The following is a 23,474-nucleotide window of genomic DNA, read 5'->3' as shown; positions in this document are numbered from 1 at the left end:
GCTAAGTAGTTATTCTAAAAGTATCTTGGATGTGTTTTTAGCAATGAAAACGATTTCATTGCTATTATCGATGTATTGATCCCGTGATGTTGTACATATTTAGCTAGCAGCAGATTTGACGAGCTAGTTGCATCAGGATCAACAAAAAAATGTAGTCATGGTACAAGGGATAGCGGTTTTGGTGAAATTAAAAGTTTATGGATAGTCAATCACAATTACAGCCTCCTCCTGAAACCTTTCTTGCTCCCTGTTGTCATTACGAGACTACTATGCTCCGATTGTGGAGAAGTACGAAAAGTTATACATACAAGCTTTAGCAAATCTCAATCACGTAGAAGCATTGTTATCTGTCTGGTTTGATAATGGTCAGAAGCCAACCCTGGAGGTGATTATCAGCCAGTTGCTTCTAGTTTATAAAACTTGCCCCTCGAGGATAACGATTTCACGCCAGAGCCAAAAGTCAACTTGGTAAAGCCTGTTAGTTCTCAACTGCCTCTAACAGAGAATTCGTCTTCTGCAAAGCAAGATATTAAAGCACCGATAGTCATTAGTGAGCCAGCCCTTCTTGCTTTAGAAAATTTATCGTTGATTAACAGCGATGCCTATGATGATCTGCGCCTACGCGCTCTTGAAGTGTCAGTCAACTTGGTAGAACCTATCAATTCTGAGATTGCTCCAACAAATGATTTAGAGTTAGAAACTCCATTCCCAGAATTTCAAAATATCGAGATGCCTTTAATAGTAAATGAGGTAGTTACAGACACACCCGAAGAGAATTCGTTACCAGTAAATAGCGATAACATTACTGAATCCGAAGTGAAGTTGGTAGAGCCGAGTCAGGCTGAAGCCTCACAAACAAATAATTTAGAAATAAATGAATCATCTTCGACATCTGGTGAAGCCGACGAGCCACCAGCGCCGACATCAAAAGAGATAGAGACACAACAAGAAACTTTAGAGAAATCCCTCTTGTGGTCAGAAATTCCAATGTTGCTGGAATATCAATCTCTCAACCGCACAGAAGCGATCCTAAAGGTATTGCAAAAACACAGGGGTACTGTATGTCACATAGATTTTGTAGTGCGATCGCTCTATGGTGATTTAGAACCAGATATTTTCAAACTAGTAAAGGGCAGAGTTCAATCTACATTAACTTATGGCAGAGAAAGCGGTAAATGGTCGCTTGTTCCTGGTAAACCCGGTTCTTTTACCCTAGATTTAAAATTGCTTAACTCGAATCGTACTAGTAGTCTGGCAAGCCAACTTTGATGGGTGAGACAGATTTTTGATAAACTGTTTGAAGTGTGGCTGCGGGTAGCATCATGGCAAAGAAGTATACAGTCTCTTTGACGAATGAGGAAGTAGAAAAACTGCGATCGCTAATCAAAACAGGCTTGAATAAAGCAAGGAGTATAACTCGCGCCCATATACTGTTGATGGCATGGGAGGGAGAAATCGACAAAGCGATCGCAGAGTGTCTAAGAGTACACGTTTCAACCGTAGAGCGTACCCGTGCTAGATACGTAGAGGGGGGAATTGAATTAGCTGTACAAGACCGACCTCATCCACCAAAGCAACGGAAATTAGATGGTGAACAAGAAGCATTTCTGATTGCAACAGCTTGTTCTAAAGCACCATCAGGAAAAAATCGTTGGACGATGAAACTATTAGCAGAGCGCATAGTAAGTTTAAACATCGTAGATTCAGTTTCTAAAGAAACTGTTCGCTCCTATTTAAAAAAAACGAAATTAAACCTTGGTTAAAGGAACAATGGTGCATTCCCAAAGTAGATGCCGAGTATGTTTTACGAATGGAAGATTTATTAGATTTATATAGCCAACCAGATGACCCGAAACATCCAGTAATTTGTTTCGATGAACGCCCATATCCTTTATTAGAGGATATTAGAGAACCGTTACCAGCCGAACCAGAGCAACCTCTTTGTTATGACTACGAGTATAAACGCAATGGGAGTGTCAATTTATTTGCAATTTTTGAGCCTCATAAAGGTTGGCGGCATATTGAGGTTACACAACAAAGAACGAAAAAAGATTTTGCTTTACAAATGAAGAATTTAGTAGATATTCATTGTCCACAAGCCGAGTCAATTCGTCTGGTAGTTGATAACCTCAACACACATAATCCATCTGCTTTGTACGAAGTCTTTCCAGCAGAAGAAGCACGTCGAATTGTCCAAAAACTAGAATTCCACTACACGCCTAAGCATGGGAGTTGGCTAAATCAAGTTGAGATTGAGTTATCCGTTTTATCACGTCAGTGTCTCGAAAGGCGAATTGCTCATGTACAAACATTGTCCCAAGAAATCGCTTCTTGGCAGAGCGAGCGCAATTCTAGTAAGGCAAGTGTAAATTGGCGCTTTAAAATTACGGATGCACGCAATAAAATGGGACGGTTATATCCGGATGTTTCACCCATCAAAGTTGGCTTGCCAGACTACTAGTTCTTTTAAGAAGAGCAAAAACAGAAAACCTGACCCACAGGCACAAACTAATACTATACCAATACAAGGAGAATTTTCCGGGCAGTTTTTGATTGGCTGACCCTTCATCGTGACGTATTTGCCGCTTATAAAGCCAGTTTGTGCTTAATTGTTGTCTAAGTCCCGCTATTTATAAAAAGGTTATTTCTCAATCTCTCATTTGTAGACTTAAACGTTTCTTCAATCAATACTAGATTATATTTATATTCTGCTAAAATCTTAAAGTTCTGCTAAGGCGATCGCCACTCAAAATGGAAGATTCGCAGACTCAAATTTGAGCCAGGATTCAAATTAATTGTTGGCCTAAGTTAACCGACAGGATTCCACAACGGCTGATGCACAATGCGAATGTCATACCATTTGCCATGTCATTTCCTGCCCCGCCCCCAAAGGTACAAGCCCAGATTTCATAAATGGAACTTCATCAGGAATGCGCCAAGTCGTTTTAGACAAGGTAATTCGCTCGGTATTACGCGGCAGTTGATAAAAATCTGGGCCATAGAAGCTAGCGAACGCCTCCAGTTTATCCAGGGCTTTCACGCTTTCAAATGCTTCGGCATACAACTCAAGGGCGTGCAGAGCTGAAAAGCATCCCGCGCAGCCACAGGAACTTTCTTTGCTGGTGCGGGTATGGGGAGCGCTATCGGTACCTAGAAAAAACTTCGGATTAAGCGATGTTGCCGCTTGCAACAAAGCCTGACGATGCTCCTCCCGTTTCAAAATGGGCAGGCAATAAAAATGAGGGCAAAGGCCGCCTTTGAACAGGGCATTACGGTTAAACAACAAATGTTGTGGCGTAATTGTTGCTGCGATGGTGTTGGCAGACAGGACATACTGCACCGCATCGGAGGTGGTGATATGCTCAAGTACCACCCGCAGGTTGGGAAATCGCTGCTTGAGAGGGATTAAATGTCGCTCGATAAACACCTTCTCGCGATCGAACGTATCAACATCGTTATCGGTCACTTCCCCGTGCAGTAATAACGGCATGTCCACCTGCTGCATTGCTTCAAAGACGCGATCGCTCTTTTGAATATCCGTCACACCGGAGTCTGAGTTGGTCGTTGCACCGGCTGGGTAGTACTTGACCGCTTTGATAAACTGGGATTCTTTCGCCCGGAGAATGTCGTCGGGGCTGGTGTTGTCGGTGAGGTAGAGCGTCATCAATGGCTCAAACTGTTGTCCCTCTGGAATGGCGGCGAGGATGCGATCGCGATAAGCAGCCGCATCTGCCACCGAGCGGATAGGGGGCTTCAAGTTCGGCATGATGATCGCGCGGGCAAACTGGCGCACCGTGTAGGGCAGAACCGCTTTCAGTGCTGCACCGTCGCGCAGATGCAGATGCCAATCGTCAGGTCGGGTGATGGTAAGCTTTTGCATCCTTTCATTATAAAACGGCAACAATGGCCTCATGAAAATAGGGACGATCATCCAGATCTGGTATGGGGCGATCGCTATGTATGATACTGCACTCAAGTTTGCTCCTAATGACCTCAAAACTCTTAAGCGCAAGGGTTTCGCTCTCGAAAAGCTGGTGCATTAGCATCTGTGGCTGATTTGCATTGCAGCTTGTCACAATACACCCAAGCAGTTGCTTACTATCAACAGGCGATCGCTTGCTATACAGCACTTCCGGCGGCTATGAGGTACATCTTCAAAACTGAAAGCTGTGAGAAAAGAAGGGCAAGAGGAAAACTGTATTGCATAATAGCCGGAAGCGCTGTAATACCTCACTTGAAATTAAACCTCTCAAAGCTAATGAATTCGATAAAGCTCGCGTGTTGCAAAGATGGGGTAACTGTTTTCAACAATTATCTCGAAACTCACAAGCACTTGAGTGTTAACAAACAGCACTTGAGATTTTACACGAATTACCACCATATGACACAATACGGTTCAGATAAGCTTTTATTCTCCCCCCCCTGCTTCCCCTGCATCCCCTGCTTCCTCTGCCTGCCTCAACGGATAAATTTCTTAACTGAACCGTATTGCCATATGACAGCTGATACCTTAGGGCTAGTCTTGCGAGTCTTGGTTACGGCCGCCAGTGTGGGTGAGCGTGAAGGGGGCAAACAAGTTCTCAAACCGGTCAAACAGTCTCAGGAGCAGGTATCTCGTTTGACAACCCTTTGGGCGGATGGCGGTTTTGACGGTGAGCCATTCATGCAGTGGGTAATGGACGTTTGTCGTTGGATTGTGTAAATAGTTCTGGCGCCTTCGCCCGTTTCGCATCACGGTTGGTCACAAATTCCCGTCCCAGCGTCAAATAGTAGTGCATTCTCAGTTGAGGATACCAGCCGTCGTCATCTTTTGAGACCAAATCAGGGGTTACGTCAATTTCATAGCGACGGGACAATTCCGCCTTGTGCTGCTGATGTCGTTCGGTTTTCGTTTTCGCCCGTTTGTCTTGCAGCTTTTTCAGTTCAGCTTGGGAGAGTTCATTAGAATTAGCGATGCCTACGGCGGGCTACGCCTACGCCTGACACTCCGCAGTATACAAATCCTTGCTTGCCGCTTTAACCGACTCGATAACTGCCCCACTCTCATCGTCCGATGCATCCTCGGTATCAATAATGGTGTATCCATCCTCAACCAACCCTGCAAGCACAGACTCCCGATAGCGCCGCATCTCGACGTTGATGACAGAGCCACGTTTCCCCCACGTCTGTAGGGATTCGGGCTGAAAATCCTGGTCAACATAGCTGTAATCGTCATTATCCGCACGGCAGTACTGGTATCGGCATCGCTAACAGTGGCGAACTGAATACAGGGGACGGAAACGACGCAATCGTTGGCACGGGTAATGGCGGCACCAGCCCCAACGGCGGCTTCGAGGGCTACGGCAGTACTGGTATCGGCATCCAGAACGTTAAAGACGCCACTATCACTACAGGGGCGGGCAAGGACAAGGACACAATTATGAGTAATGGGGGACAAAAAGCCAAAAACCTACACCTGTCAGAGAAATTTTTTCACTTTTTTTCGCGCTGCATCACGTACTTGTTGATTCAGCAGATAGCCAAAGCCGGAAGCTTCGAGGCGAGAAACTAGTTCATCACGAGTATGTCCTAAAGCTTTGGCTGTAGCATCAATATTCCAGTTATAGTTGGCTAGCTGACTGAGTAAGTATACTCGACGGGTTTGGGCAGCTGATAAACGGTAAGTTTTGAGATATTCTAATTCTCCGTTATCTCGTATGATCGCCTCGCCAATATGGTTTTCTTCTTTGGGTTGCAGGTTAGTGATGAACCGTTGCATTTGGAATGGTCCAGCAGTATAAATTTTCTGGGATTGCAATTGGCGCTGTAATAATCCTTGGGCCATGAATCCTTGAAATGAAGCCCAATCCGCTCGCATAAGAGTGATCGCTCTTTTTAAATCTGCCAAACTATTAATTTGAGCATCATCCACAGCTACAGCCATTGGGCATGTCGTATCATACATGAAACTGTACTGATAAATTAGTTCACCGTAAAAGTCTTCTAAAAGGCTGGTGTGCAAAGCGCGGTAATCCTCTGGAGTAGGAACAACAAAAGCAGATGCTAAAGCTTCAGCGACAAATACTAATACGCCAACTTGTCTTTCGTGAATCTCAAACACCCGCAAAGCGTCTTCCAACCCTGCAATGTAACGTCCGCTGAAAGATGATTCGTAACGTGAACCAAGTCCGTGAGACAGGGCATATTTTGAATATTCACTCCAAGCAATGTCTGGCCCTGAGAAAAACAGTGATAAAAAACCTTCCATTGCTAGGTGCAAAGGTAAAAATCGCAGTTGATTTTTTGATTCTCGTTTGGCCATACGCTGCATTAACCGCACACTTGCACAACAAGAGTTAAAACTTTTACCATCAGGTTTGAGCATCTGTCCGCCAAAACTGGCTACTGAACTACCATCATCACTCCAAGACATGACTAAGCCATGAGGCACATAAGAAAAATATTTCATGCCCGGTTCGGTTATTTTACCCTCCAGGGAAACAACCGCAATATCTTCATTGTATGAACGACGCAGCAAACGCAAATCACCGCGCACTTGTCGCCGCAGTAATGGCACAATACGCACTGCACCCCGGATTTGGGAAGGTGCAATCTCTAATCCTTTCAAAGATATGTCTGTTAATAAACTTTTTGTTTTTGCCATAACTAAATTAATTTGTAATTAACTGCTGTACTCGTTCTGCTAAATATGTTTCTAGTTCTGATAAAGGTGCAGAACCTTCGGCAAAACGAGCAAAGTTAAGCATAGTTGGTAAATCTTCTGCATCTCTTAGCCCAACAGTCGGGACAAATGGGCTGAGGGTGCGTAAGGAAAAGTCGTCAGAATTAAATACAGGGTTGCAATGAATAATAGAAGTTCGCCGACAGGGGTCTAATTTATTACGATAGACGCGCAGGACTTCGGCTGCTCCATTGGGCGGATCGTTTTCGCAACCATCGGAGATAATTACTACTAAATCGGCTCTTGATTCCAAAGCTGCTAACAATGGTGTTGCTAAATCAGTCTGTCCACGAGCAGTTACTTGTAATGAATATTCTACGGGTACTGTCCAAAAAGTTTGGTATTCTCTAGCTGCGGCTTGTAGTAAGTAGTGAGTAGCCATAGCTACACCCAAGGGGCGACGACGCTTTTCACTAGAGCCAGAACTAGAGTAGCTGCAATCTAAGACGGCTGCAACTTTTCCTAATTTGAGAGGTGCTTTTTTTAATGCCAAACGTGCTGATCGCTCTAAGGCTTGGTGTAAAATGTCTCGTTGGTGTTGTCGTGTTTCCCAAGGTAAGGAAAGGATATACAACGCCAGTTTAGTTAAGGGAAGACGACCAAAATCTACATTTATATCAGTTTCTGTACGTTCCGCCGCGCCTTGCAAACGCAACTTTTCGCCTAAAGTCATTTGCTGTTGAATACGAGATAAGAACACATCACGGGGAACTTTGTGTTTAACTGCAAATCCTTCGGCGATGGTGAAAGGTAAATTGTAAATGGCTTCGGCGCTGTAGTGGGCTTGGCGAAACTGTTCAAATAACTGGGTTGAGTAAGAATTTTGCTTCCAGTTACGGAACAGGAAAATACCCAATTCGCCTTGCAGTTTGAGGTGTGCGTGAGTAGCGATCGCTCGTACTTTAGCACGATACTTAACAGCATCAAAACTCATATCACGCCGCATACTTAAATAATCGCGGGCGATCGCTCTACTACGTCTATTATTAATTTTGCGTTGTCGTAACTGTTGTAATACTCCCCAAGCTCGTTGTGGCGGTAAAGCATTCAGCGCATAAGCAATTAGTGCGCCTTCTTCTTGGCGATGTTCTGGGCGCGTGTCTTTTCCTGTCGCCAGTAATTTTAAGATGATTTCGGCTTGGTTGAAGTGATTGATCCCTGCTGCTAAAGTCCGGGCATAAAGTAAGCGGTAATTACCCAGAATATAATCATGTAAAAAGTCAATTGATACTCGTTGACCGTAAGCGTCATCATAAAATTCTTTTTGTCCAGTGCAGGCGAGACAAGCATTAATGAACATTACTAAGTCTTCTCGCGCTACTTGTTCGGTACGATTAGTATTTTTATTAGTCATCATATTTACTCACTTACAGGCGCACAGAGAGTCCGGGGAAAGAACAGTACAACGAAGTTAGACAACTTAGCAAGTTGGAACGGAAGTTATACTAAAGTCCCGCGAACAGTAAATTCTCTGCGTAACTCTGCGCTTACCTCCGCGCTCCTTTGCGTTTCAATATTGTTGGGTGCTGTTCGGGGAAAGGCGGCACGACTAACTAGGACAGTTACAGATACTGGGTTCGGAAATCATACCAAAGTCCCGCGAACAGCAAGACTAAATTACTTTAAGCGTGACAGAGTTGTTGACTTTGGGATAATTGCTGGAATAATAATTCCGCAGAGGGACTCAAAGCGGTGATAAAAACACCTGTTTCACTCTTGGGAGTTGATGTTATCCAAATACCTTGGAGAGTGACTTCCAACCATGAACTATCGCAAAGGCAAAACTCTATCAAATTTTCTTCAGCCAGTTTTTCTAAAACAGCTAATGATTCGATAGGTAATAGAAAAGCAGCCGTGCTAGGTTCCATATAAATATATGCGCCAGTGCTTAAAGCCAAACTCACTCTTGTACTTACCCAATTTTCTAAAGGGACATTGAGATAATCTAAACTCAAGCTGTTTTCGGTGTAGGTTAGTTTTAACATATAGGTGAAGAAATATCTAAATACAGCAGGGAACAGGCAACAGGGAACGGGGAACAGCTTTGAAAGCCTCGTATTATATAGCTTTGGTCTTCAAATTTGTACCTCATTCACTTGCAATCTCCTGTAAATACTGAGTTATCTGCTTTAGTTGATTGAATCTATAAAATCAGAATATTCCAGGGAATTTCCCCTAAGCTAACTGTAAATGTGCAACCGGAAATGCTTGTGAAATAAAGTTTAGATAGTTAGGGGAAGTTGCTAAACTTGGGGGAATCCCCGAACTTTGTTCAGGCAATTACAAAAATGGCAAGAGCGAGTTATGGCCCAGAGGCAAAAAAGCGATCGCGGCATTTATTAGAGGTGCTATTAGCTTATGCTAATGATGCACTCTTGTGTGATGAAGTGGCTTTAGATGCCCTGCGTCCTGAGATTCAAACTCGCTGGCAAAGTGAAACTCGTTTAGTTGTCAGAACTAAAGTGAGATTTTTGCAAGCGTTAACAGGCTTAACATCAAGTCAATTAACATCTGAGCAAATCAAAGAAGCCTTAAAACGGTTTGCAGATTTCTTAGAAATTTTAGAAGATAATCGCCCATCTCGCGGCGGTTCAGAAACTTGGCACTTTACCTTGAATCTCTGGTACAAACGCCAAGACACAGCAGCCAACATTCAAAAATTTGATTTCGAGTGGGAAAGCCGCCGCCCAGAGAAGTCCAAGGAAGTAACAACAAAAAAAGGAGACAAGGAGACAACAGATAAAAATTCTCCCCCAACGTCCCCCACTCCCTACCCTAACTGGCAAGAACTATGCCGCGCTAATCTAAATAACCGTTTAACAACAAACTCCCTCACCAGCGGCGATGGTATCACTTTTGAACTGAATCAGGTTTACGTACCTTTGGGCTTAGTGCAGCGAAAACAGCGTCTACGTCATCGTGATGATGTAACTCCTCTTGAGGGTTCGCGCTTATATGAACCAGAGGATGTGGATGTTACGCAAACTTTTGACCATAATGAATTTTTGCAACAGGTGCTAGGAAAAAGGCAAAGTCAAAGAATTGCAATTGTTGGTGAACCAGGCGCAGGTAAAACTACTTTATTGCAGAGAATTGCTATTTGGGTATTAGAAAATACCGCAGATTTACCCATTTGGATTTCCCTAGCAGATTTACAAGGTAAAACTCTAGAACAATATCTAATTCAAGACTGGCTACCTTCAGCTATTCGTAAACTCAGGGTTCCAGCAGAAATCGAAGACGCATTCTGCGAACAGTTCAACCAAGGAAAAGTTTGGTTACTCTTAGATGCAGTAGATGAAATGGCAATTGAATCTACTAGTGCTTTGGCGAAAATTGCTAATTGTTTGAAAGGTTGGGTAGGTGATGCAACAATTATTCTGACATCTCGGCTAAATGTTTGGGATGCAGGAAAGAATGCTTTAGAAAATTTCGACACTTACTGCAATTTACATTTTACTTACGGTGAGGATCGCACACTGGATCGGGTAGGGCAATTTATTTGTCGATGGTTTCAGCACAACCCAGTTTTAGGAGGAAAGCTACGACATGAATTAAACCAACTCCAAAGACGACGCATCAAAGATACGGTAAAAAATCCCTTACGCTTGGCTTTGTTATGCCATATATGGGGCATAACTCAAGGAGAGTTACCTAATAGTAAAGCGATGCTTTATCAGCAGTTTGTAGAAGCAATTTATGAGTGGAAACAAGACCGTTTTCCTACGACTTCAACCCAGAGGCGGCAGTTAAATCAAGCTTTAGGAAAATTAGCACTTTTGGCTATTGCTCAAGAACAAACAAAGTTCCGTCTAAGACATCGTTTTGTGTGTCAATTTTTAGGCGCTCCCGATGATAGCTTATTTCAATTAGCACTCCAGTTAGGTTGGCTAAATCAGGTGGGATTTTCGGAAACTTCAGGCGAAAAAGTTTATGCTTTTTACCATCCAACATTTCAGGAATATTTTGCGGCTCAGGATATTACAGATTGGCAGTTTTTTATATCAACAGATACAGGCGATTATCAAAACAGTTACCGGATTTTTGCACCGCAGTGGCGAGAGGTAATATTACTATGGCTGGGTAGAGATGATGTACTATCAATAGACAAAGAAGAGTTTATTCAAGCACTCACTCAATTTCAGGATGGATGTGGAGGATTTTATAATTATCAAGCCTATTTTTTGGCAGCACAAGGAATTGCTGAATTTCCCAATTGTCAACAAGCTGAAGATATTATTCAGCAGTTAATTAAGTGGCGTTTCGGATACTTTCATCAGCAAAAACAGAAATGGTGCAGATATCCATCGCCAATTGTAGAAGGTGCGCGGGTAGCTTTACTCAAAACCGATCGCATTCAAGCGATCGCCTGCTTGGAACAATTTATTACTTCTTGTCAAAATGAATTTGATAGTTGGAATGCAGCCTATAGTTTAGGTAAGATTTTTGACCCTGGTAATAGGATTGCAATTGCCTCTCTAGAAAATCTGGTTAAAATAGTTCGTCATGAAACTATCCGTTGGCAAGCTGCTTATAGTCTAGGCAGAGTTGATACAGTAAATCAAACAGCAATTACTGCATTGGTGCAAATTATTGATACTACTAACAATGAATCTATTTGCCGCAAGGCTGCTTATAGTTTAGGCAAAATTGCTCCAGAAAATGTAATCGCTATTTCTACGTTAGAAAAAATTGCTACAGCTGCCACAGATTTATCTCAGCGTTGCCAAGCAGAAGAGAATTTAGCAACTTTACGCGGTGAAGAAATTATAAATAAACGGCAAGGTAAACAAATACTAAAAAATAAATTATCTTTATCCCTTTTACCGGAAAAAATCACAGCCTTAATCAATGGCATCTCCTCATGTGAGGATGAAGAGACTAAAAGACGTAGAGCTTATAAATTAGCCCAAGTTGATACAGGAAATACTATTGCATTTATAACCTTACTGCGATTAGCTAAATCAACCCCAAATATATCTTTACGAAAACGTACAGTAGATAATTTAAAAGAAATTCTAATTGATGAACAATTAGCAAAAGCAATTACTTACCTTAAAGATTGTTTTGCTAATACAGTGCCCGAATACGAATTGAAATCCTATCGGGACTATTACAAATTGATGTGGTACTGTGCTGAAAATATGACGTATGAGGCGTTTTATCAGGCTTGGCATAGTCCAAATGATATGATAAAACCATAACTGAGTGCAATCACCTCAAAACTTAACAACTCACCCCATCCACTGCACCCAATCGGGAGCCACAGCTACCAACTGAGAGAACATCTGCGGCTGTGCCTCCTCAAACTCCACCATTACACCCCAACGCTCATCCGAAGTGAGGGTAGAGAGGAACTGTTTGACTGCTTCCACACCGGACTCTAGCCGTTCCATGAACCTGACAGCGTAAGATTTGACCTGCTGCCACCAAGAATGAGTGGAATTTTCCTGTCCCTCCATATCCTTAATAACGGGGAGTGTGGATAGTGATGTTGTGTCAGTAATTGGTGTTGTTAAATCTATATTACTGGTGACTGACACCAACTCTCGATTTAACCACCTAGAGAAAATGCTATCCCGTTGATCATCAGGAGGAACAAACTTATAAACACACTCCCGCTTCCCCCTCGACCCCAACCGACCAACATACGACAGCCGCAGATCAATCTTGTCCAACAGCTTTTGTGCAATCGCAATAGGAGTCAGTTTCTCCGAAATAGTTACGTTCAAGTAATTCTTGATCAAATACCGATGCTGAATAGCGATCGCCTTAAACGCCTGCATCCGTTCATCAGAACCTCGTAACTTCTCCCCAGGCGTAAGCAACTGCAACAGATTCAGTTCTTCCAACAACAGCACCGACGACATCATCTGCCCGAATGGCACTAAGAAAAGCTATAAACTATGCTGCATAAGCATTATAAGTATTGATGCCTTAATAGCAGTGGACGCTTGGCTGCGTAGGCGTTCGCGTTCGCGTCTCTGAAAGAGAAGGGTCTCGCAGAGAAGCGCGGCAATGGCAAGGCTTTGGGATTGCTTCATTCCACTTCGTTGCATTCGTAATGATATATCGTAAGTGATTTACCGAACTTGATATCATTGACTACAAAATATGGCAGAGGGAATAGAAGAACTTTGCACAGATTGAGCCACAAGCATAACATGACCATTAGCATCGACAATCCATCCTTGAGCCTCCACAATGCGATCACTAGATTTGGTCATAGATGCAGTAGATGATTTATCTGTGACTCTGTGTGTTACTTGTTCGGGCAAATCTACCCAACCAGTAATCACTGCTCGTCCTCGCAACGGTTCATTAGGGCTTTGGGGTAATCCACCGCGTCCTGTAGCAATAAAACGACTAGCGTTTTGTCTTCCTCTGGGCGTGCAACCTTGGGCAATTTGTTGGGATGCATCCACGAGGTTAGAGGGTAGTTGAATTAAGCCGCGACTGGGATCAGTATCTGGACTGTTGATAGTTACTTCGCCACTGACTCCCAATTCCGAACTCGCTGTAATGTCACTGTTTTCGGTTGGTTTTGGGCGTGACTCAATACCGAAAATACCTTGAGTATTAATTTGGACATTTCCACCTGCACCTGAAAAAGCATTAGCGCTGATGTTGCTGTTTTCTTCAGGGATACCAACAATAAATTTAGAGTTAATATTAATACTACCACCGTCTCCACCCTGTTGTCCTGTACCTGCACTAGTGGAAATTTCACTGCCACGACGCATTAGTAATAAGTCCTGCACTTGGAGAGTAATATTACCTCCATTACCTGATACAGTTGTCGATCGAACGCCCGCCTGATTTTCTAAAAAGATGTTGCGAGCTTTAATTTCTATACTACCTGCGCTTCCCAATGGTTTCCCAGCTAAGTCAGCGACACTTGCTGTAAGTTCATCAACAATTGACCCTTTAGTTAAGTCGTTAGCGCTTACTGTAACTTCAGCTTGATCCCGAAGAATCAATTGTCCTGTTTCAATCCTTATATTTCCAGCATCTCCAGTACCAACTGTTTGAGAAAACAGACCACTGTTAATCTGTTTATCAGATGAGGTTCCAATCACCATCACTAATTCTGGGGCGAATACAGTTAAATTGCCTCCCTTACCTAGAAAAGTAGAACTGGATACTCTTGCACCATCAGATATAAATAATCGTTTGGTTTCAATGCTTAAGTTCCCAGCATCTCCCGTATCAAATGACCGAGTAAACAAGCCACTCGGAATTGTATTACTTCCATTTCTGTGGATGCCTATACCCTTCAATTCAACAAAATCTGAAGCAGTGACGGTTAAATTGCCTGACTTGCTTGTACCAATACTACTAGTTGTGATACTGCCCCCATTTTGAACAATCAACTCCCTCGTAGCAATAGCCAAGTCGCCACCAGCCCCAGTACTAAGACTATCGTTTATAATACTTGCTTCATCCCTAACCATTATCTGCTGAGTAGTAATTATCAAATTACCAGCAGCCCCAGCACCTTTAGTTTGATTACCTAACAAAGTAGAACGCTTTTGCCCATGTATCTATTTGCAAGAGATTGGTCGTTATCCAATGCTAACCGCAGACCAAGAAATTGCTTATGGGAGGCAGGTACAGCAAATCATGGCAATTGAGCAAAGAAAAAATGAACTCACCCAACAACTAGATCGGGAGCCAACAATGGTCGAATTAGCTGTTGATATTGACAAAAGTGAATTGGAAATAGCTCAAATACAAAATCTTGGGCAACGAGCCAAACAAAAAATGGTGACAGCAAACCTGCGTCTGGTGGTTTCGATTGCCAAAAAATATACTAAGCGCAATCTGGAATTCTTAGATTTGCTGCAAGAAGGGGCAATAGGTTTACAAAGGGGTGTGGAAAAATTTGACCCCAATCGCGGCTATTGGTCATTAAGACTTAGTAAGCAAAATGCAAAAGTCCAGACTAAAGTACAGGGTGTAAAAGGCATAGTTAATAGCTCTATTTTATCTCTATTAACTAATACTTATTATTTTTAAAATATCCGGTAAATATGTCTAAATATAATGGGAGAAATATTTTATTTTTGAGTTTAAAATCGCCATAAAACTTTGTTTGAATACAACTATTATATAAATCTTTGACAAAAGGACTAATGAAAAAAGTCATGAATTAGACCATGACTTTTGGCACAAATAAATGACCGATTTAGCCAGTTACTAGGGATTGATGAACTCTGGACAGTTCTCACCATCCGATCCAACATGGATATATGCCACAGACTAACAAATTGCCGCCGTACTCAACCCTTTGATAGTTAGAGCAACCGACGATGCAGGCTGCTGGTCTCTAAAAACTTGTTCGTCAAACTAGAAATCGAAACCGAAATCCTCCGAGTAGTCTATATGAATCGTGCTAGATGTCACCTCAGTAGGAGGTAGAATCGTTAGGATCTTAGCAATCTGTTCCTCTCCATTCCATCTCCCCAAAATACCTATTGAGCCAAAATGACTATTACCTGCAAACTTCTTTTACAAAATCATGCTCAAGATTGGCAAGAAGCAACTGTGCATCCCTTTCTAGAACAGTGTCAATTAGGTATAATTCAACCCCAGCAATTCAATACATGGTTGATGCAAGATTATCTGTTTGTTGTGGAATTTACGCGGATGGTAGGGCGAGTATTAGCCAGCGCACCTCCAGAACATTTTGATGTGATACTTGGAGGACTGGCAGTTCTAAGAGGTTGTTTGAAAAGTCGGGGATGTTGTAAAAAAGCTCTCTCAGTATAGGCTGTGAATAGATAATAAACAGCACTGAGAGAGTGGTATGAGTAAAGCTTACCCTAGCAACCTGAGCTGGGAACAGTATCAATTGATTAGTGACTTAATCCCGGAAACGAAACCGGGTGGTCGAAAGCGTGAAGTTGATGTGTGGGAAGTCGTGAACGCAATTTTCTACATTTTGATAGAGGGAGTTAGATGGCGATCGCTACCTGGAGATTTTCCTGCCTGGCAAACAGTCTACACATATTTTCGCAATTGGCGCATTGATGGGACTTGGCTCATGATTCATGATCAACTCAGAGATTGGACTCGAATTGAGATAGAACGTTACCCAAGCCCATCCGAGGCAATCATTGACAGTCAAAGCGTTAAAAGCGCAGCAATGGTGAGTCAGTCAGTTGGTTTTGATGCAGGTAAAAAGCTGAAAGGACGTAAGCGATTTATGACCGTCGATACCTTGGGATTAGTTTTGAGGGTTTTAGTGACAGCAGCTAATGTCGGTGAAAGAGAAGGAGGAAAACAAGTTCTCAAGCGGGTTAAACAGTCCGATCAAAAGATATCTCGCTTGACTACTATCTGGGTTGATGGTGGTTTTGATGGCGAACCATTTATGCAATGGGTGATGAATTTTTGCCGTTGGATTGTGCAGGTAGTTTTGCGCCCAGAACAAACCAAAGGATTTGTTTTGCTCAAAAAGCGTTGGGTTGTCGAGCGCACTTTTGGTTGGTTGATGGGATGTCGCCGATTGGTTCGAGATTATGAATTACTACCTCAAACATCAGAGACTTTTATTTATATTGCCATGATCCGTATCATGGTGAGACGTTTAGCATAATTTCTGACCTCTAAAAACTTTTCAAACAACCTCTAAAAGCAGATGATATTGACCGAGCCTGTGAATTAGTTGATTTAGTTCGTCTTCTGACTCGTTGGCTATTCCATTGGGACGATATCTGGACTGATGCTGAACAAAAGCAATCTGCATCTCTTGAAATTTCATATTGGTTACAGCGAGTTTTGGAAATATCGCGTACAGAACCGGAATCACTCAGTGCCTAAACTCTATGAAGTCTGACGTTGCTTCACCAACACCGAGCGCAAATACCGACGACACTCCGACTCTCCCCGGTGTATTAGAATTCGCAGCGCCTCTACTTCCTGGATCGGAGAAATACAGATTTCAGCGATTGCTGGAATTAAATTCTGTTGCGATACCACATAGTCTTTATGGCACTGTTCTAATTCCTGAATCTTAGAGTTTAACTCCTGTATCTGTCGCAATGCTTTTGTTAAAGAAGATTCTTTGTTTGGAGAGCGATTATCCAGAGTGAATGTCATGTTGTTGCTCCTATGTAAAACATGATTTTCTTGATAGTTTTCACCATCGGCGCATTGATCGCCAAGCAGCCGTGGGGATGAACATCTGTTATCGTTGTTTTTTGATGGTTCGTGCTTAGATAACAAAGAAGAGAAGTCGTAAATCGTTACTGTTGGTTCTGGTTCTGGTTCAAGTTTTGGAAATGATTCTATTACGAGTTCTGGACTGCCCAAACCAATTGCATTTTTAATTTCCTGCTCCATGTCTAGGTTCTCCTTGTTGATTAACTTACTCCACCCGATCAATTGCGTCTACTACTTCTCCTAAAATATTGAACGCATCGTTTAGCACCACATTATTTGAGGTAGAAAAATGCTCTGACGATTGAATTTTACGATAATCTCGACTACTCCCAACAAGCCGCAATGTATATTGACAACCCTGCAATATAGTCCGAATCTCTGATCTGGTTAACTTGATTTCCATTCTTGTTTCCCTCCCTAAAATTTATCTCGTTGAATACTAAAACTTGCTCCGATTAGAGAACTGCCTAAGAAAGCGGAAAAACTGACCAACATTGCACCCAGGCAGATATTTTTCTGTTGCTCCCAACCAGAGATGATTATGTTGGGATTATTAGTCTCGATAATCTCCAGTCCCCAACAAGCCATTGCCCCTACTCCTGCAAATCCGGTAAAAAATAGAGATACAATTGCAGTTGTTTCTATGGTGCGATCTATGAAAATCCTGGAGTTGAATCTTTTTCGAGTCCGGCGAAGAACTAATTTATTACGAGTATTTGAAGGCATAGATGATTGATAAGTCGCTTTCTGTGTTTTCATTCGGCTTCATCTAACTCCACAAAAAAACCTGTACCAGTATTTGTCACTTTTACCAGCTTTCGATTGACCAGTGTTTGAATCACGCTAAGGCTAAAGTTTATAGTGCATAATCGTGCGCTACCCCCACAAAGTCGAAGGTAATGTAGGCACAGCGAAGACTGATCAGTAGGAGTGAGATGAGTGGATTTTTTAGGCATGATATTGACTATGACTCTATGATTTCTAAATGATGTGCATTGAAAAAAATGCCTTGACCAAGTGGCATATCTGGGAAATGAACACAAACCATTCCGTGTGCTGAATATTGGATGACTGTACCTGTTTGCCCTAACCTGGGGTCTTTTTCTGTCAGTGCTTTAATAATTTTGACAACTGAATTAATTGGTGGAAGGTTAGCCATTTTTAATCCTTGGCTGAATAGCCGATTATTGATTAGTAATTCGAGTTTTGTCCGATACCGTATTGCCATTTGAGAAAACTGACGGGAGTACAGATTTCTGACCAGTCACAAGCTCCAATAGGGGTATCCCAAGATGAGCTTATTTCGCTGTCAAAATACCCTAGTCCCCAATGCCAGTTGTTGTATTCTGGCTCTGAATCCCATCCAAACCAAAGGGCAACATTCACTTTAATCAGATACAAAAGCTTAATCATCCATCCGCCACTGTAATCAAAAATGAAATCATCCAAGTCTCCTAGAAAGCGTTCATTTGTTAATGCAATTAAATCCATTCTTGACCAAAGATTCATCTTTTTTTCTACCCCTAGTTTGAAGTATGATTTCTCTTCTCAATTAAGTTCAGGCATTTGTGCAAGCGCTCCTTCCATCCATGCCTGAATTGCTTCCATCTCAGAAACACCTCGTAATACAGCATCGATTACGTGTTTTTGATAAGAGTTAGTAGCACGATCAGGATGTCCAAACTTATTACCAGCCCAAGCCAAACACATAGTTTTCACTAGTTCATCAATTTTGGTAGTATCAAGCTCACTCGGACTATTCACATTTCGAGAATGCAGCCACTCTTTCACCAAATCCAACGGATAATTTAAAAGTGTACGAACTTCTTTGACTCGCAAATCTTTTGGGCTGATTGATGGTGCAGTTACAGCTTGTTTTGGCGGCTGGACTCTATACTGTTGATTGTCTTTGCGGGGTCTAATATTATTCTGGGGCTGTTCAGGCTTTTGAGAAGTAGTTGCACTTTCAGCATGATTATCTTCATCAGCAGTCACCGATAAAATTGCACAAACCGCATATCTTCGTGCATAAGTTAATGCTGCACCAAACTTTTGAGAATCACTGATTTCAGGTAGAGGATAAGTACTAGTGATACTCTCTCCAGATTCATGAAAAATATGAGTCCGTAGTACGGTTTTACTTTCACACAGTTCAGTAGTTTGAATAATGACTAACCCATGTTTACCAAGTGCAGGAGTGACGGCATCCAACACAGCATCTAGTGTTGCATATTTGCGTTTATAGTGAGGATTAGTACCGTCTTTTTGAATGGGGTTAAACTCTGTCTTTGCCTTGATTAAAGCTTTGATTAATTCTTGCATCGTCAGGCTTCTCTCATCTTACCAATCGCTTTCATTGACATCACCAGACACTTTTTTGCTAGACTTAGCCTTAGTAATTTGAAACTCTGAGGCTTTTAGCACAGGCATTGCCACTTGTTTTACTGAAGCTTTGGCTTGGTGATAGAGGAATTGGGTTATTCCATCAGCATCTTCACCATCTTCTACTTGCGCCCATAAAGAACAACCCAGTTCCAGCGATTCGTAGTCGCCGAGATTAAATTTCCTAGAGTAGCTAACAGAGACAGTTGTGAATTTCATTTTTTGGGATTTACTAAATTTTGGTTGTTAATTCTCTTTGTTAGTATCAACCATCTCGATGCTGAACATTAAACATAAATCGCTAGCTTTTACACCAACAACTCCTGGTTCAATTTCAATAGATAATTCTTCGATGATTGAATGAAAGCCAGGGTCTTCATCATTAATTTTGACCTCAATCAAACCTGCATTATTCGATACAACAGTTGCCCAACTTGGGCTTTGCTTGAGGAATACTAGTTGCGTAGAGTTTCATGATTTTGATTCCTGATTAAACTTGACTTCAATGATTTCTTCTACACACCCCATTGCCTCACCCAAATAATGCAATGTATCGCCCAAATGAGTTGCTGCCTCTGGGTCAATCTTCTTATCAGCAATCAACAAGAGCCAGTTTTCATCTTGGGCGATCGCCTGAATATTCACGTAACACGAGTTGAATTCTTGTAGTATTTCTATGGGCGACATTGCTATATTATGAAGTGAGTAAAACAGTCTTATTGAGGAAGTGGGCAACAACGCCCACCTCGTTTCTTACGCTGCAACTAAATCTTTCGCTTGTGGAACGTATTTCTTCAACCGTTCTCATTCGTCACTTGTCAGTGCATCAAATTCAATATCCAGCAACTCTTCTTCTGTAGGTGGTTTTTCTGTAGTCGCTGTTAATCTACCTGTCATTATCATGAAGTTATCTAATCTCACTGCTGCATCCAGCGACTTGGCGTATCGAATCTTATCTACTGCATTCGACCAGTGCGTAATGTGTTGAAATATCACCCCAATCATGGAATAACCTTTGTATACGCGATAAACTCTGGGGCAAGCTCCATTCACGTAAACCAGCTTGTAAGGAGGAATCTCTTGTACCTCTGCATTGGGGTCGGTTGGAGGAAGGAGAATTTTCTCTAGAGGATTATCCAAATGGGCTTCTTGAAGAGAAAGTGTGGTAATCATATTTGATGTGCCATGATGATTTCGATTGTCTAAATTTCGGTTGAATGGCGATTGCTTTTCTCTCGGACTGCGATCGCCTTTTTCACTTCAGGGATTTTTTACACCTGTGCGTTCGGATCTGCTAGAGGACGCATAATTTTCAGTTGATGGTTATCGAAACCCGAGTCTTGAAGTGTGGGGTTATCTGCTGTACTTTGTGCCATTATTGTGTTTGCTTAGGAATTACCTTGTTGGCGATTGCAATTCTTTTGGTGTGCAATCACCTTTCTCACTTCCAGCAACTTACGCCGCTACTGCCGCTCGAACTCCCAACTGCCCAATCACTTCTTTGGCACTGCCAGCAACCCGATTTACCCCGTACTGTCTTGGTCGAGTGTACCAACCTTGTTGATTGCACCCGACGAAGCCGACACAATGCCTGTCTTGGTAGAGTTTGGTGCTGAATGAGAGCCAATCTATCTCACCGTAATATAGACCAAAAACAGTGCAGGCTTTCTCCAGTTCATCGCTCAATCGTTCGTTCCGTTCCAGGGGTGTCTCTAGTAGAGTCGCTTTAACCTCTGCAACTCTTGTAGCGAACCAGTCTCTGTCAAAGGGTAGCCGTCCGCTACCGACTAACTGCACTTAGACGGTGATTCCCCCTTCAATCCAGATTGTACGCACTGATTCGGGTTCGACCTCGATAATCTCACCAATGATGCGGCGATCTCTGCTGGTGAGAGGATCTTGGGTTGGAGCTACAGCTTCGGCTTGGGATTCGAGGTGGCTGTATAGTTCTGCTTGGGCTAGGGCTTGTTCATCAACAGAAAAACCGATGATTGCTTGCAGTGTATGTGTTGTGTAGGTCATAATATTAATCTCCATTCAGTTGGATAAAAGGCGATCGCAGAAGTTGTCCAGACCGAGCGATCGCTTTATGTTATGTGTGCAAACGACGTTGTGGTTCAGCACAACCCTCTCAAATAGATTTGGCGTAGCCATATATTTGTGACTCAAAGCCAGTGGCACTTGAGTGATACCAAAACAGGAAATACAACGTATCAGGCTTCAAAAGCTTCAACTGCCGTCCGTCGTACTGCTGGTAATTTCTTATTCAGTGCAAATCCATTTCCCGGCTGTGTACCCATCGCCTTCTCTGGTTATGCCAGTGCCTCGACTACTCATCAAGCGGTCACTCTGGATTGCTGTCAAAGTTCTGTGGGCTTTGAGATTGCCAAAAGGTAATCACCTTTTGTTTTCACCTCATGAATATAATGTAACGCATTTGCGTCGCTTAGTCAATAGTTGCAACGCAAAATTTCCTTTTTAATAAAGAGAAGAATATAATTCAGTAAAAGTGTTGCAACGCAAAATATTGGAGAACAATGAAGCTAGACACACAAATAAACTTTCGCACTAGCAGCGAAATAAAAGAAGAGTTAGAAAAGATAGCTAAAAACAGAGGACTTAGACCATCACAATTGCTTAACGAGATAGTTGAAGATTTCGTCAAGCGCCAGGAAAATCAGGTGACAGAAAAAATAAACTTGGAGAAGGTCTACGAAATGCTTTCAGTGCAAGGACAGCGATTGGAGCTACTAGAAAAGCAACAGCAAGAAATGGCAAAAAAATCAGCAGCCTGAGAGAGGAGAATAAATCTCTCAGGCTGCAACGCGATCGCGTCCTTCAAATTATGAAAGAAAGCCCGCCTCCGTCAAACGACAAGGCGGGTTAAATTTTATTGGCTGCCAAGTAACGCAATGCGTCGCTTATGCATTACAATGAATTGTACAACAAAAAGCAGGAGGTGGGTAAACAAATAAATTTTTCTATCTCCTGCTAAGTTCAAGTGATACAGGTTGCATGAGTGAAACAAACGAGTCAAATCAGGAAAAAATACTTCCCATAGAGCCAAAACCGTCTGATGAAACTGTCGATTATGATTGGCGCGATCCCTCTAAACCTCGCAATCCTGAAGATGATGTGATTGTCTCAGGCTGGCGGCGACGTGCTGATGGAACTTTTGAGAAAGTTGAAAACACAGAGGAAAAACAATGACATCTTTTGTATGTGACCAAATTATAGATTTTGAAGCTATCGAGGGTTATGAAGCTCAAGATATTGAAAGGCTAATCGAGCAGATAGAAACGTTACTTGCACAGTCGGATGCGTCTAAAGTTGTAGTTTTGTTGAGAAATGCTCATTACCTTACTACAAGAGCATTTGCTATTCTTCATAACTATATTCAGGAACCGATTTCTAAGAATGTAGTATTTGTATTGGTTTCTGCTGACAAATCAAAAATATTTCCTCCTCTATTAGATTTTGTTCAACATCAACAAGTGGCATAAGCAAAAGGTTGCCCATTATGGAGGGCGACCAATCAGCAAAACACAGATGAAGAACTATAAATACAAATGCGGAAGTAAATAAGTCAGCAGCAGATATAAATCTATAAATCCCCACTGCAAGTTTCTCAGGCTACCAGTGGGGACGGCACATAACCGATAGATAAGGGTATGTCTACACAAACAATATCAAATCCTTTGGCATCATGCACAAACTTGATTGCCGAAAGCTCTAAACAAACCTCAGCCTTTGATTACAACAACCTCAACACCAGCATCCAGGAAACCTTCACCGCCATCGACCGATTCGAGTGGCAAGCGGTAGATGAAATCCTCCAGATGCGGGAACAGCAGCTTTACCTGCAAGCTGGATATAAAAACTTTGAAGAATACTGCCAGCGTGAATTATGCGCCTGGGGTGGATACCGACGAATCAATCAACTGCTAGGAGCCAAAAAGGTCATAGACGCAGTTGGCGAGTTGGGCGGACACATTAAAAATGAGCGTCAGGCTCGTCCTTTACTTCGTTTAGTCAAAGAACCAGAAAAACTAAAACAAGCTGTAGCGATCGCTCTGAAAGATAACCCTTCTCCTGGTGAATCAGACTTTGCTGCTGCTGCAAATATTGTGGTTCCTCAACTTCCACGCAAAAAGCGGCGTTGCATAAATGCGGGATGAATCATGGAAACACGGGTATTTCTCTA

29 protein-coding genes and 2 pseudogenes are annotated in these 23,474 nt (G+C 42.3%); 13 read left to right on the top strand and 18 right to left on the bottom strand.

Going from position 1 to position 23,474, the window contains the following annotated elements:
* Positions 1-420: 420 nt before the first annotated feature.
* Together RMZ42_RS33995 and RMZ42_RS33990 are read left to right on the top strand one after the other, a co-directional pair.
* Entirely contained in the window at positions 421-1,269 is an 849-nt protein-coding gene (locus tag RMZ42_RS33995; RefSeq protein ID WP_322675570.1) for a hypothetical protein, read from the top strand.
* A gap of 53 nt (positions 1,270-1,322) precedes the next feature.
* A protein-coding gene (locus RMZ42_RS33990; protein ID WP_322675569.1) for an IS630 family transposase occupies positions 1,323-2,461 on the top strand; the annotation gives its coding sequence in 2 pieces (ribosomal slippage) (positions 1,323-1,731 and positions 1,731-2,461; 1,140 coding nt in all).
* Between the two features lie 390 nt (positions 2,462-2,851).
* On the opposite strand, the gene pyrC is transcribed toward RMZ42_RS33990, so the two are convergent.
* Positions 2,852-3,880, bottom strand: a complete 1,029-nt coding sequence (gene pyrC / locus RMZ42_RS33985) for a dihydroorotase (RefSeq protein WP_322675568.1) — start codon at positions 3,878-3,880, stop codon at positions 2,852-2,854.
* 31 nt (positions 3,881-3,911) lie between these two features.
* Here pyrC and RMZ42_RS33980 point away from each other — a divergent pair, with 31 nt between their 5' ends.
* Positions 3,912-4,043: a hypothetical protein gene (locus tag RMZ42_RS33980; RefSeq protein WP_322675567.1), complete on the top strand. Its 132-nt coding sequence runs from the start codon at positions 3,912-3,914 to the stop codon at positions 4,041-4,043.
* Positions 4,044-4,492: 449 nt separating this feature from the next.
* A pseudogene (locus RMZ42_RS33975) lies at positions 4,493-4,699 on the top strand (transposase); the annotation flags it as partial.
* A gap of 759 nt (positions 4,700-5,458) precedes the next feature.
* On the opposite strand, the gene RMZ42_RS33970 reads toward RMZ42_RS33975, so the two are convergent.
* The 3 genes from RMZ42_RS33970 to RMZ42_RS33960 all read right to left on the bottom strand — a co-directional run bounded on the left by RMZ42_RS33970 (position 5,459) and on the right by RMZ42_RS33960 (position 8,706).
* Entirely contained in the window at positions 5,459-6,643 is a 1,185-nt protein-coding gene (locus tag RMZ42_RS33970; protein ID WP_322675566.1) for an ARPP-2 domain-containing protein, read from the bottom strand.
* A 7-nt stretch (positions 6,644-6,650) separates the two neighbouring features.
* Positions 6,651-8,075, bottom strand: coding sequence for a hypothetical protein (locus RMZ42_RS33965; protein ID WP_322675571.1), 1,425 nt, complete (start codon positions 8,073-8,075; stop codon positions 6,651-6,653).
* Positions 8,076-8,343: 268 nt separating this feature from the next.
* A complete protein-coding gene (locus RMZ42_RS33960; protein ID WP_322669371.1) occupies positions 8,344-8,706 on the bottom strand; it encodes an alr0857 family protein in 363 nt (120 codons plus the stop codon).
* Between the two features lie 303 nt (positions 8,707-9,009).
* Between RMZ42_RS33960 and RMZ42_RS33955 the strand changes: the two genes are divergently transcribed.
* Complete coding sequence (locus RMZ42_RS33955) at positions 9,010-11,925, top strand: NACHT domain-containing protein (RefSeq protein ID WP_322675565.1); 2,916 nt, start codon at positions 9,010-9,012, stop codon at positions 11,923-11,925.
* A gap of 30 nt (positions 11,926-11,955) precedes the next feature.
* Here the strand turns inward: RMZ42_RS33955 and RMZ42_RS33950 are convergent, their stop codons facing one another.
* Positions 11,956-12,609, bottom strand: a complete 654-nt coding sequence (locus RMZ42_RS33950) for a hypothetical protein (RefSeq protein WP_322675564.1) — start codon at positions 12,607-12,609, stop codon at positions 11,956-11,958.
* 210 nt (positions 12,610-12,819) lie between these two features.
* Positions 12,820-14,241 (bottom strand): S-layer family protein, encoded by a 1,422-nt coding sequence (locus RMZ42_RS33945; RefSeq protein WP_322675563.1) that lies wholly within the window; start codon positions 14,239-14,241, stop codon positions 12,820-12,822.
* Positions 14,242-14,263: 22 nt separating this feature from the next.
* On the opposite strand from RMZ42_RS33945, the pseudogene RMZ42_RS33940 reads away from it, so the two are divergent.
* The 3 genes and pseudogenes from RMZ42_RS33940 to RMZ42_RS33930 all read left to right on the top strand — a co-directional run.
* A pseudogene (locus RMZ42_RS33940) lies at positions 14,264-14,626 on the top strand (sigma factor); the annotation flags it as partial.
* A 582-nt stretch (positions 14,627-15,208) separates the two neighbouring features.
* On the top strand, positions 15,209-15,493 hold the full coding sequence (locus RMZ42_RS33935) for a hypothetical protein (protein WP_322675562.1): 285 nt from the start codon (positions 15,209-15,211) through the stop codon (positions 15,491-15,493).
* Between the two features lie 37 nt (positions 15,494-15,530).
* Positions 15,531-16,322 carry an IS5 family transposase gene (locus RMZ42_RS33930; RefSeq protein WP_322675561.1) on the top strand — a complete coding sequence of 264 codons (792 nt, stop codon included), beginning with the start codon at positions 15,531-15,533 and terminating at the stop codon, positions 16,320-16,322.
* 21 nt (positions 16,323-16,343) lie between these two features.
* Here the strand turns inward: RMZ42_RS33930 and RMZ42_RS33925 are convergent, their stop codons facing one another.
* From RMZ42_RS33925 to RMZ42_RS33870, 12 genes are all read right to left on the bottom strand, one after another.
* A complete protein-coding gene (locus tag RMZ42_RS33925) occupies positions 16,344-16,487 on the bottom strand; it encodes a hypothetical protein (RefSeq protein WP_322675560.1) in 144 nt (47 codons plus the stop codon).
* Between the two features lie 62 nt (positions 16,488-16,549).
* Positions 16,550-17,068: a hypothetical protein gene (locus tag RMZ42_RS33920; protein WP_322675559.1), complete on the bottom strand. Its 519-nt coding sequence runs from the start codon at positions 17,066-17,068 to the stop codon at positions 16,550-16,552.
* Positions 17,069-17,305: 237 nt separating this feature from the next.
* The gene (locus RMZ42_RS33915) at positions 17,306-17,647 is read right to left on the bottom strand and encodes a hypothetical protein (RefSeq protein ID WP_322675558.1); all 342 of its coding nucleotides are present in this window, start codon (positions 17,645-17,647) and stop codon (positions 17,306-17,308) included.
* Positions 17,648-17,852: 205 nt separating this feature from the next.
* The gene (locus RMZ42_RS33910) at positions 17,853-18,047 is read right to left on the bottom strand and encodes a hypothetical protein (protein WP_322675557.1); all 195 of its coding nucleotides are present in this window, start codon (positions 18,045-18,047) and stop codon (positions 17,853-17,855) included.
* Positions 18,048-18,079: 32 nt separating this feature from the next.
* Positions 18,080-18,397 carry a hypothetical protein gene (locus RMZ42_RS33905; protein ID WP_322675556.1) on the bottom strand — a complete coding sequence of 106 codons (318 nt, stop codon included), beginning with the start codon at positions 18,395-18,397 and terminating at the stop codon, positions 18,080-18,082.
* 39 nt (positions 18,398-18,436) lie between these two features.
* A complete protein-coding gene (locus RMZ42_RS33900; protein ID WP_322675555.1) occupies positions 18,437-19,210 on the bottom strand; it encodes an ERF family protein in 774 nt (257 codons plus the stop codon).
* An 18-nt stretch (positions 19,211-19,228) separates the two neighbouring features.
* Positions 19,229-19,489, bottom strand: coding sequence for a hypothetical protein (locus RMZ42_RS33895; RefSeq protein ID WP_322675554.1), 261 nt, complete (start codon positions 19,487-19,489; stop codon positions 19,229-19,231).
* Positions 19,490-19,516: 27 nt separating this feature from the next.
* Positions 19,517-19,672: a hypothetical protein gene (locus RMZ42_RS33890; RefSeq protein ID WP_322675553.1), complete on the bottom strand. Its 156-nt coding sequence runs from the start codon at positions 19,670-19,672 to the stop codon at positions 19,517-19,519.
* Between the two features lie 69 nt (positions 19,673-19,741).
* Positions 19,742-19,957, bottom strand: a complete 216-nt coding sequence (locus RMZ42_RS33885; RefSeq protein ID WP_322675552.1) for a hypothetical protein — start codon at positions 19,955-19,957, stop codon at positions 19,742-19,744.
* A 117-nt stretch (positions 19,958-20,074) separates the two neighbouring features.
* On the bottom strand, positions 20,075-20,443 hold the full coding sequence (locus RMZ42_RS33880) for a hypothetical protein (protein WP_322675551.1): 369 nt from the start codon (positions 20,441-20,443) through the stop codon (positions 20,075-20,077).
* A gap of 282 nt (positions 20,444-20,725) precedes the next feature.
* On the bottom strand, positions 20,726-21,067 hold the full coding sequence (locus RMZ42_RS33875; protein WP_322675550.1) for a hypothetical protein: 342 nt from the start codon (positions 21,065-21,067) through the stop codon (positions 20,726-20,728).
* Positions 21,068-21,292, bottom strand: coding sequence for a hypothetical protein (locus RMZ42_RS33870; protein ID WP_322675549.1), 225 nt, complete (start codon positions 21,290-21,292; stop codon positions 21,068-21,070).
* A gap of 138 nt (positions 21,293-21,430) precedes the next feature.
* Here RMZ42_RS33870 and RMZ42_RS33865 point away from each other — a divergent pair, with 138 nt between their 5' ends.
* The 5 genes from RMZ42_RS33865 (at position 21,431) to RMZ42_RS33845 (ending at position 23,448) form a co-directional block, all read left to right on the top strand.
* Positions 21,431-21,667: a hypothetical protein gene (locus RMZ42_RS33865; protein WP_322675548.1), complete on the top strand. Its 237-nt coding sequence runs from the start codon at positions 21,431-21,433 to the stop codon at positions 21,665-21,667.
* Between the two features lie 140 nt (positions 21,668-21,807).
* Positions 21,808-22,065 carry a hypothetical protein gene (locus tag RMZ42_RS33860; protein WP_100903402.1) on the top strand — a complete coding sequence of 86 codons (258 nt, stop codon included), beginning with the start codon at positions 21,808-21,810 and terminating at the stop codon, positions 22,063-22,065.
* A gap of 220 nt (positions 22,066-22,285) precedes the next feature.
* On the top strand, positions 22,286-22,480 hold the full coding sequence (locus RMZ42_RS33855) for a hypothetical protein (protein ID WP_100903401.1): 195 nt from the start codon (positions 22,286-22,288) through the stop codon (positions 22,478-22,480).
* Complete coding sequence (locus RMZ42_RS33850; protein ID WP_100903400.1) at positions 22,477-22,773, top strand: hypothetical protein; 297 nt, start codon at positions 22,477-22,479, stop codon at positions 22,771-22,773. The genes RMZ42_RS33855 and RMZ42_RS33850 overlap by 4 nt, the downstream gene beginning before the upstream one ends.
* Positions 22,774-22,941: 168 nt before the next feature.
* On the top strand, positions 22,942-23,448 hold the full coding sequence (locus RMZ42_RS33845) for a hypothetical protein (protein WP_322675547.1): 507 nt from the start codon (positions 22,942-22,944) through the stop codon (positions 23,446-23,448).
* The last annotated feature ends 26 nt before the right edge of the window (positions 23,449-23,474 follow it).

Source organism: Nostoc sp. DedQUE05 (genome assembly GCF_034530955.1).
GTDB lineage: Bacteria > Cyanobacteriota > Cyanobacteriia > Cyanobacteriales > Nostocaceae > Nostoc.
This window is presented reverse-complemented; position numbering and strand designations above follow the sequence as displayed.

Excerpts from the sequence above, each read along its gene's own strand:
- RMZ42_RS33965 (WP_322675571.1), bottom strand. The coding sequence starts at position 8,075 with ATGACTAATAAAAATACTAATCGTACCGAACAAGTAGCGCGAGAAGAC.
- RMZ42_RS33970 (WP_322675566.1), bottom strand. The coding sequence starts at position 6,643 with ATGGCAAAAACAAAAAGTTTATTAACAGACATATCTTTGAAAGGATTA.
- RMZ42_RS33980 (WP_322675567.1), top strand. The coding sequence starts at position 3,912 with ATGAAAATAGGGACGATCATCCAGATCTGGTATGGGGCGATCGCTATG.
- RMZ42_RS33915 (WP_322675558.1), bottom strand. The coding sequence starts at position 17,647 with ATGAAAACACAGAAAGCGACTTATCAATCATCTATGCCTTCAAATACT.
- RMZ42_RS33860 (WP_100903402.1), top strand. The coding sequence starts at position 21,808 with ATGAAGCTAGACACACAAATAAACTTTCGCACTAGCAGCGAAATAAAA.
- RMZ42_RS33880 (WP_322675551.1), bottom strand. The coding sequence starts at position 20,443 with ATGATTACCACACTTTCTCTTCAAGAAGCCCATTTGGATAATCCTCTA.
- RMZ42_RS33885 (WP_322675552.1), bottom strand. The coding sequence starts at position 19,957 with ATGTCGCCCATAGAAATACTACAAGAATTCAACTCGTGTTACGTGAAT.
- RMZ42_RS33845 (WP_322675547.1), top strand. The coding sequence starts at position 22,942 with ATGTCTACACAAACAATATCAAATCCTTTGGCATCATGCACAAACTTG.
- RMZ42_RS33870 (WP_322675549.1), bottom strand. The coding sequence starts at position 21,292 with ATGACCTACACAACACATACACTGCAAGCAATCATCGGTTTTTCTGTT.
- RMZ42_RS33900 (WP_322675555.1), bottom strand. The coding sequence starts at position 19,210 with ATGCAAGAATTAATCAAAGCTTTAATCAAGGCAAAGACAGAGTTTAAC.
- pyrC (WP_322675568.1), bottom strand. The coding sequence starts at position 3,880 with ATGCAAAAGCTTACCATCACCCGACCTGACGATTGGCATCTGCATCTG.
- RMZ42_RS33955 (WP_322675565.1), top strand. The coding sequence starts at position 9,010 with ATGGCAAGAGCGAGTTATGGCCCAGAGGCAAAAAAGCGATCGCGGCAT.
- RMZ42_RS33925 (WP_322675560.1), bottom strand. The coding sequence starts at position 16,487 with ATGAAATTTCAAGAGATGCAGATTGCTTTTGTTCAGCATCAGTCCAGA.
- RMZ42_RS33930 (WP_322675561.1), top strand. The coding sequence starts at position 15,531 with ATGAGTAAAGCTTACCCTAGCAACCTGAGCTGGGAACAGTATCAATTG.
- RMZ42_RS33960 (WP_322669371.1), bottom strand. The coding sequence starts at position 8,706 with ATGTTAAAACTAACCTACACCGAAAACAGCTTGAGTTTAGATTATCTC.
- RMZ42_RS33935 (WP_322675562.1), top strand. The coding sequence starts at position 15,209 with ATGACTATTACCTGCAAACTTCTTTTACAAAATCATGCTCAAGATTGG.
- RMZ42_RS33920 (WP_322675559.1), bottom strand. The coding sequence starts at position 17,068 with ATGGAGCAGGAAATTAAAAATGCAATTGGTTTGGGCAGTCCAGAACTC.
- RMZ42_RS33910 (WP_322675557.1), bottom strand. The coding sequence starts at position 18,047 with ATGGCTAACCTTCCACCAATTAATTCAGTTGTCAAAATTATTAAAGCA.
- RMZ42_RS33905 (WP_322675556.1), bottom strand. The coding sequence starts at position 18,397 with ATGAATCTTTGGTCAAGAATGGATTTAATTGCATTAACAAATGAACGC.
- RMZ42_RS33895 (WP_322675554.1), bottom strand. The coding sequence starts at position 19,489 with ATGAAATTCACAACTGTCTCTGTTAGCTACTCTAGGAAATTTAATCTC.
- RMZ42_RS33855 (WP_100903401.1), top strand. The coding sequence starts at position 22,286 with ATGAGTGAAACAAACGAGTCAAATCAGGAAAAAATACTTCCCATAGAG.
- RMZ42_RS33850 (WP_100903400.1), top strand. The coding sequence starts at position 22,477 with ATGACATCTTTTGTATGTGACCAAATTATAGATTTTGAAGCTATCGAG.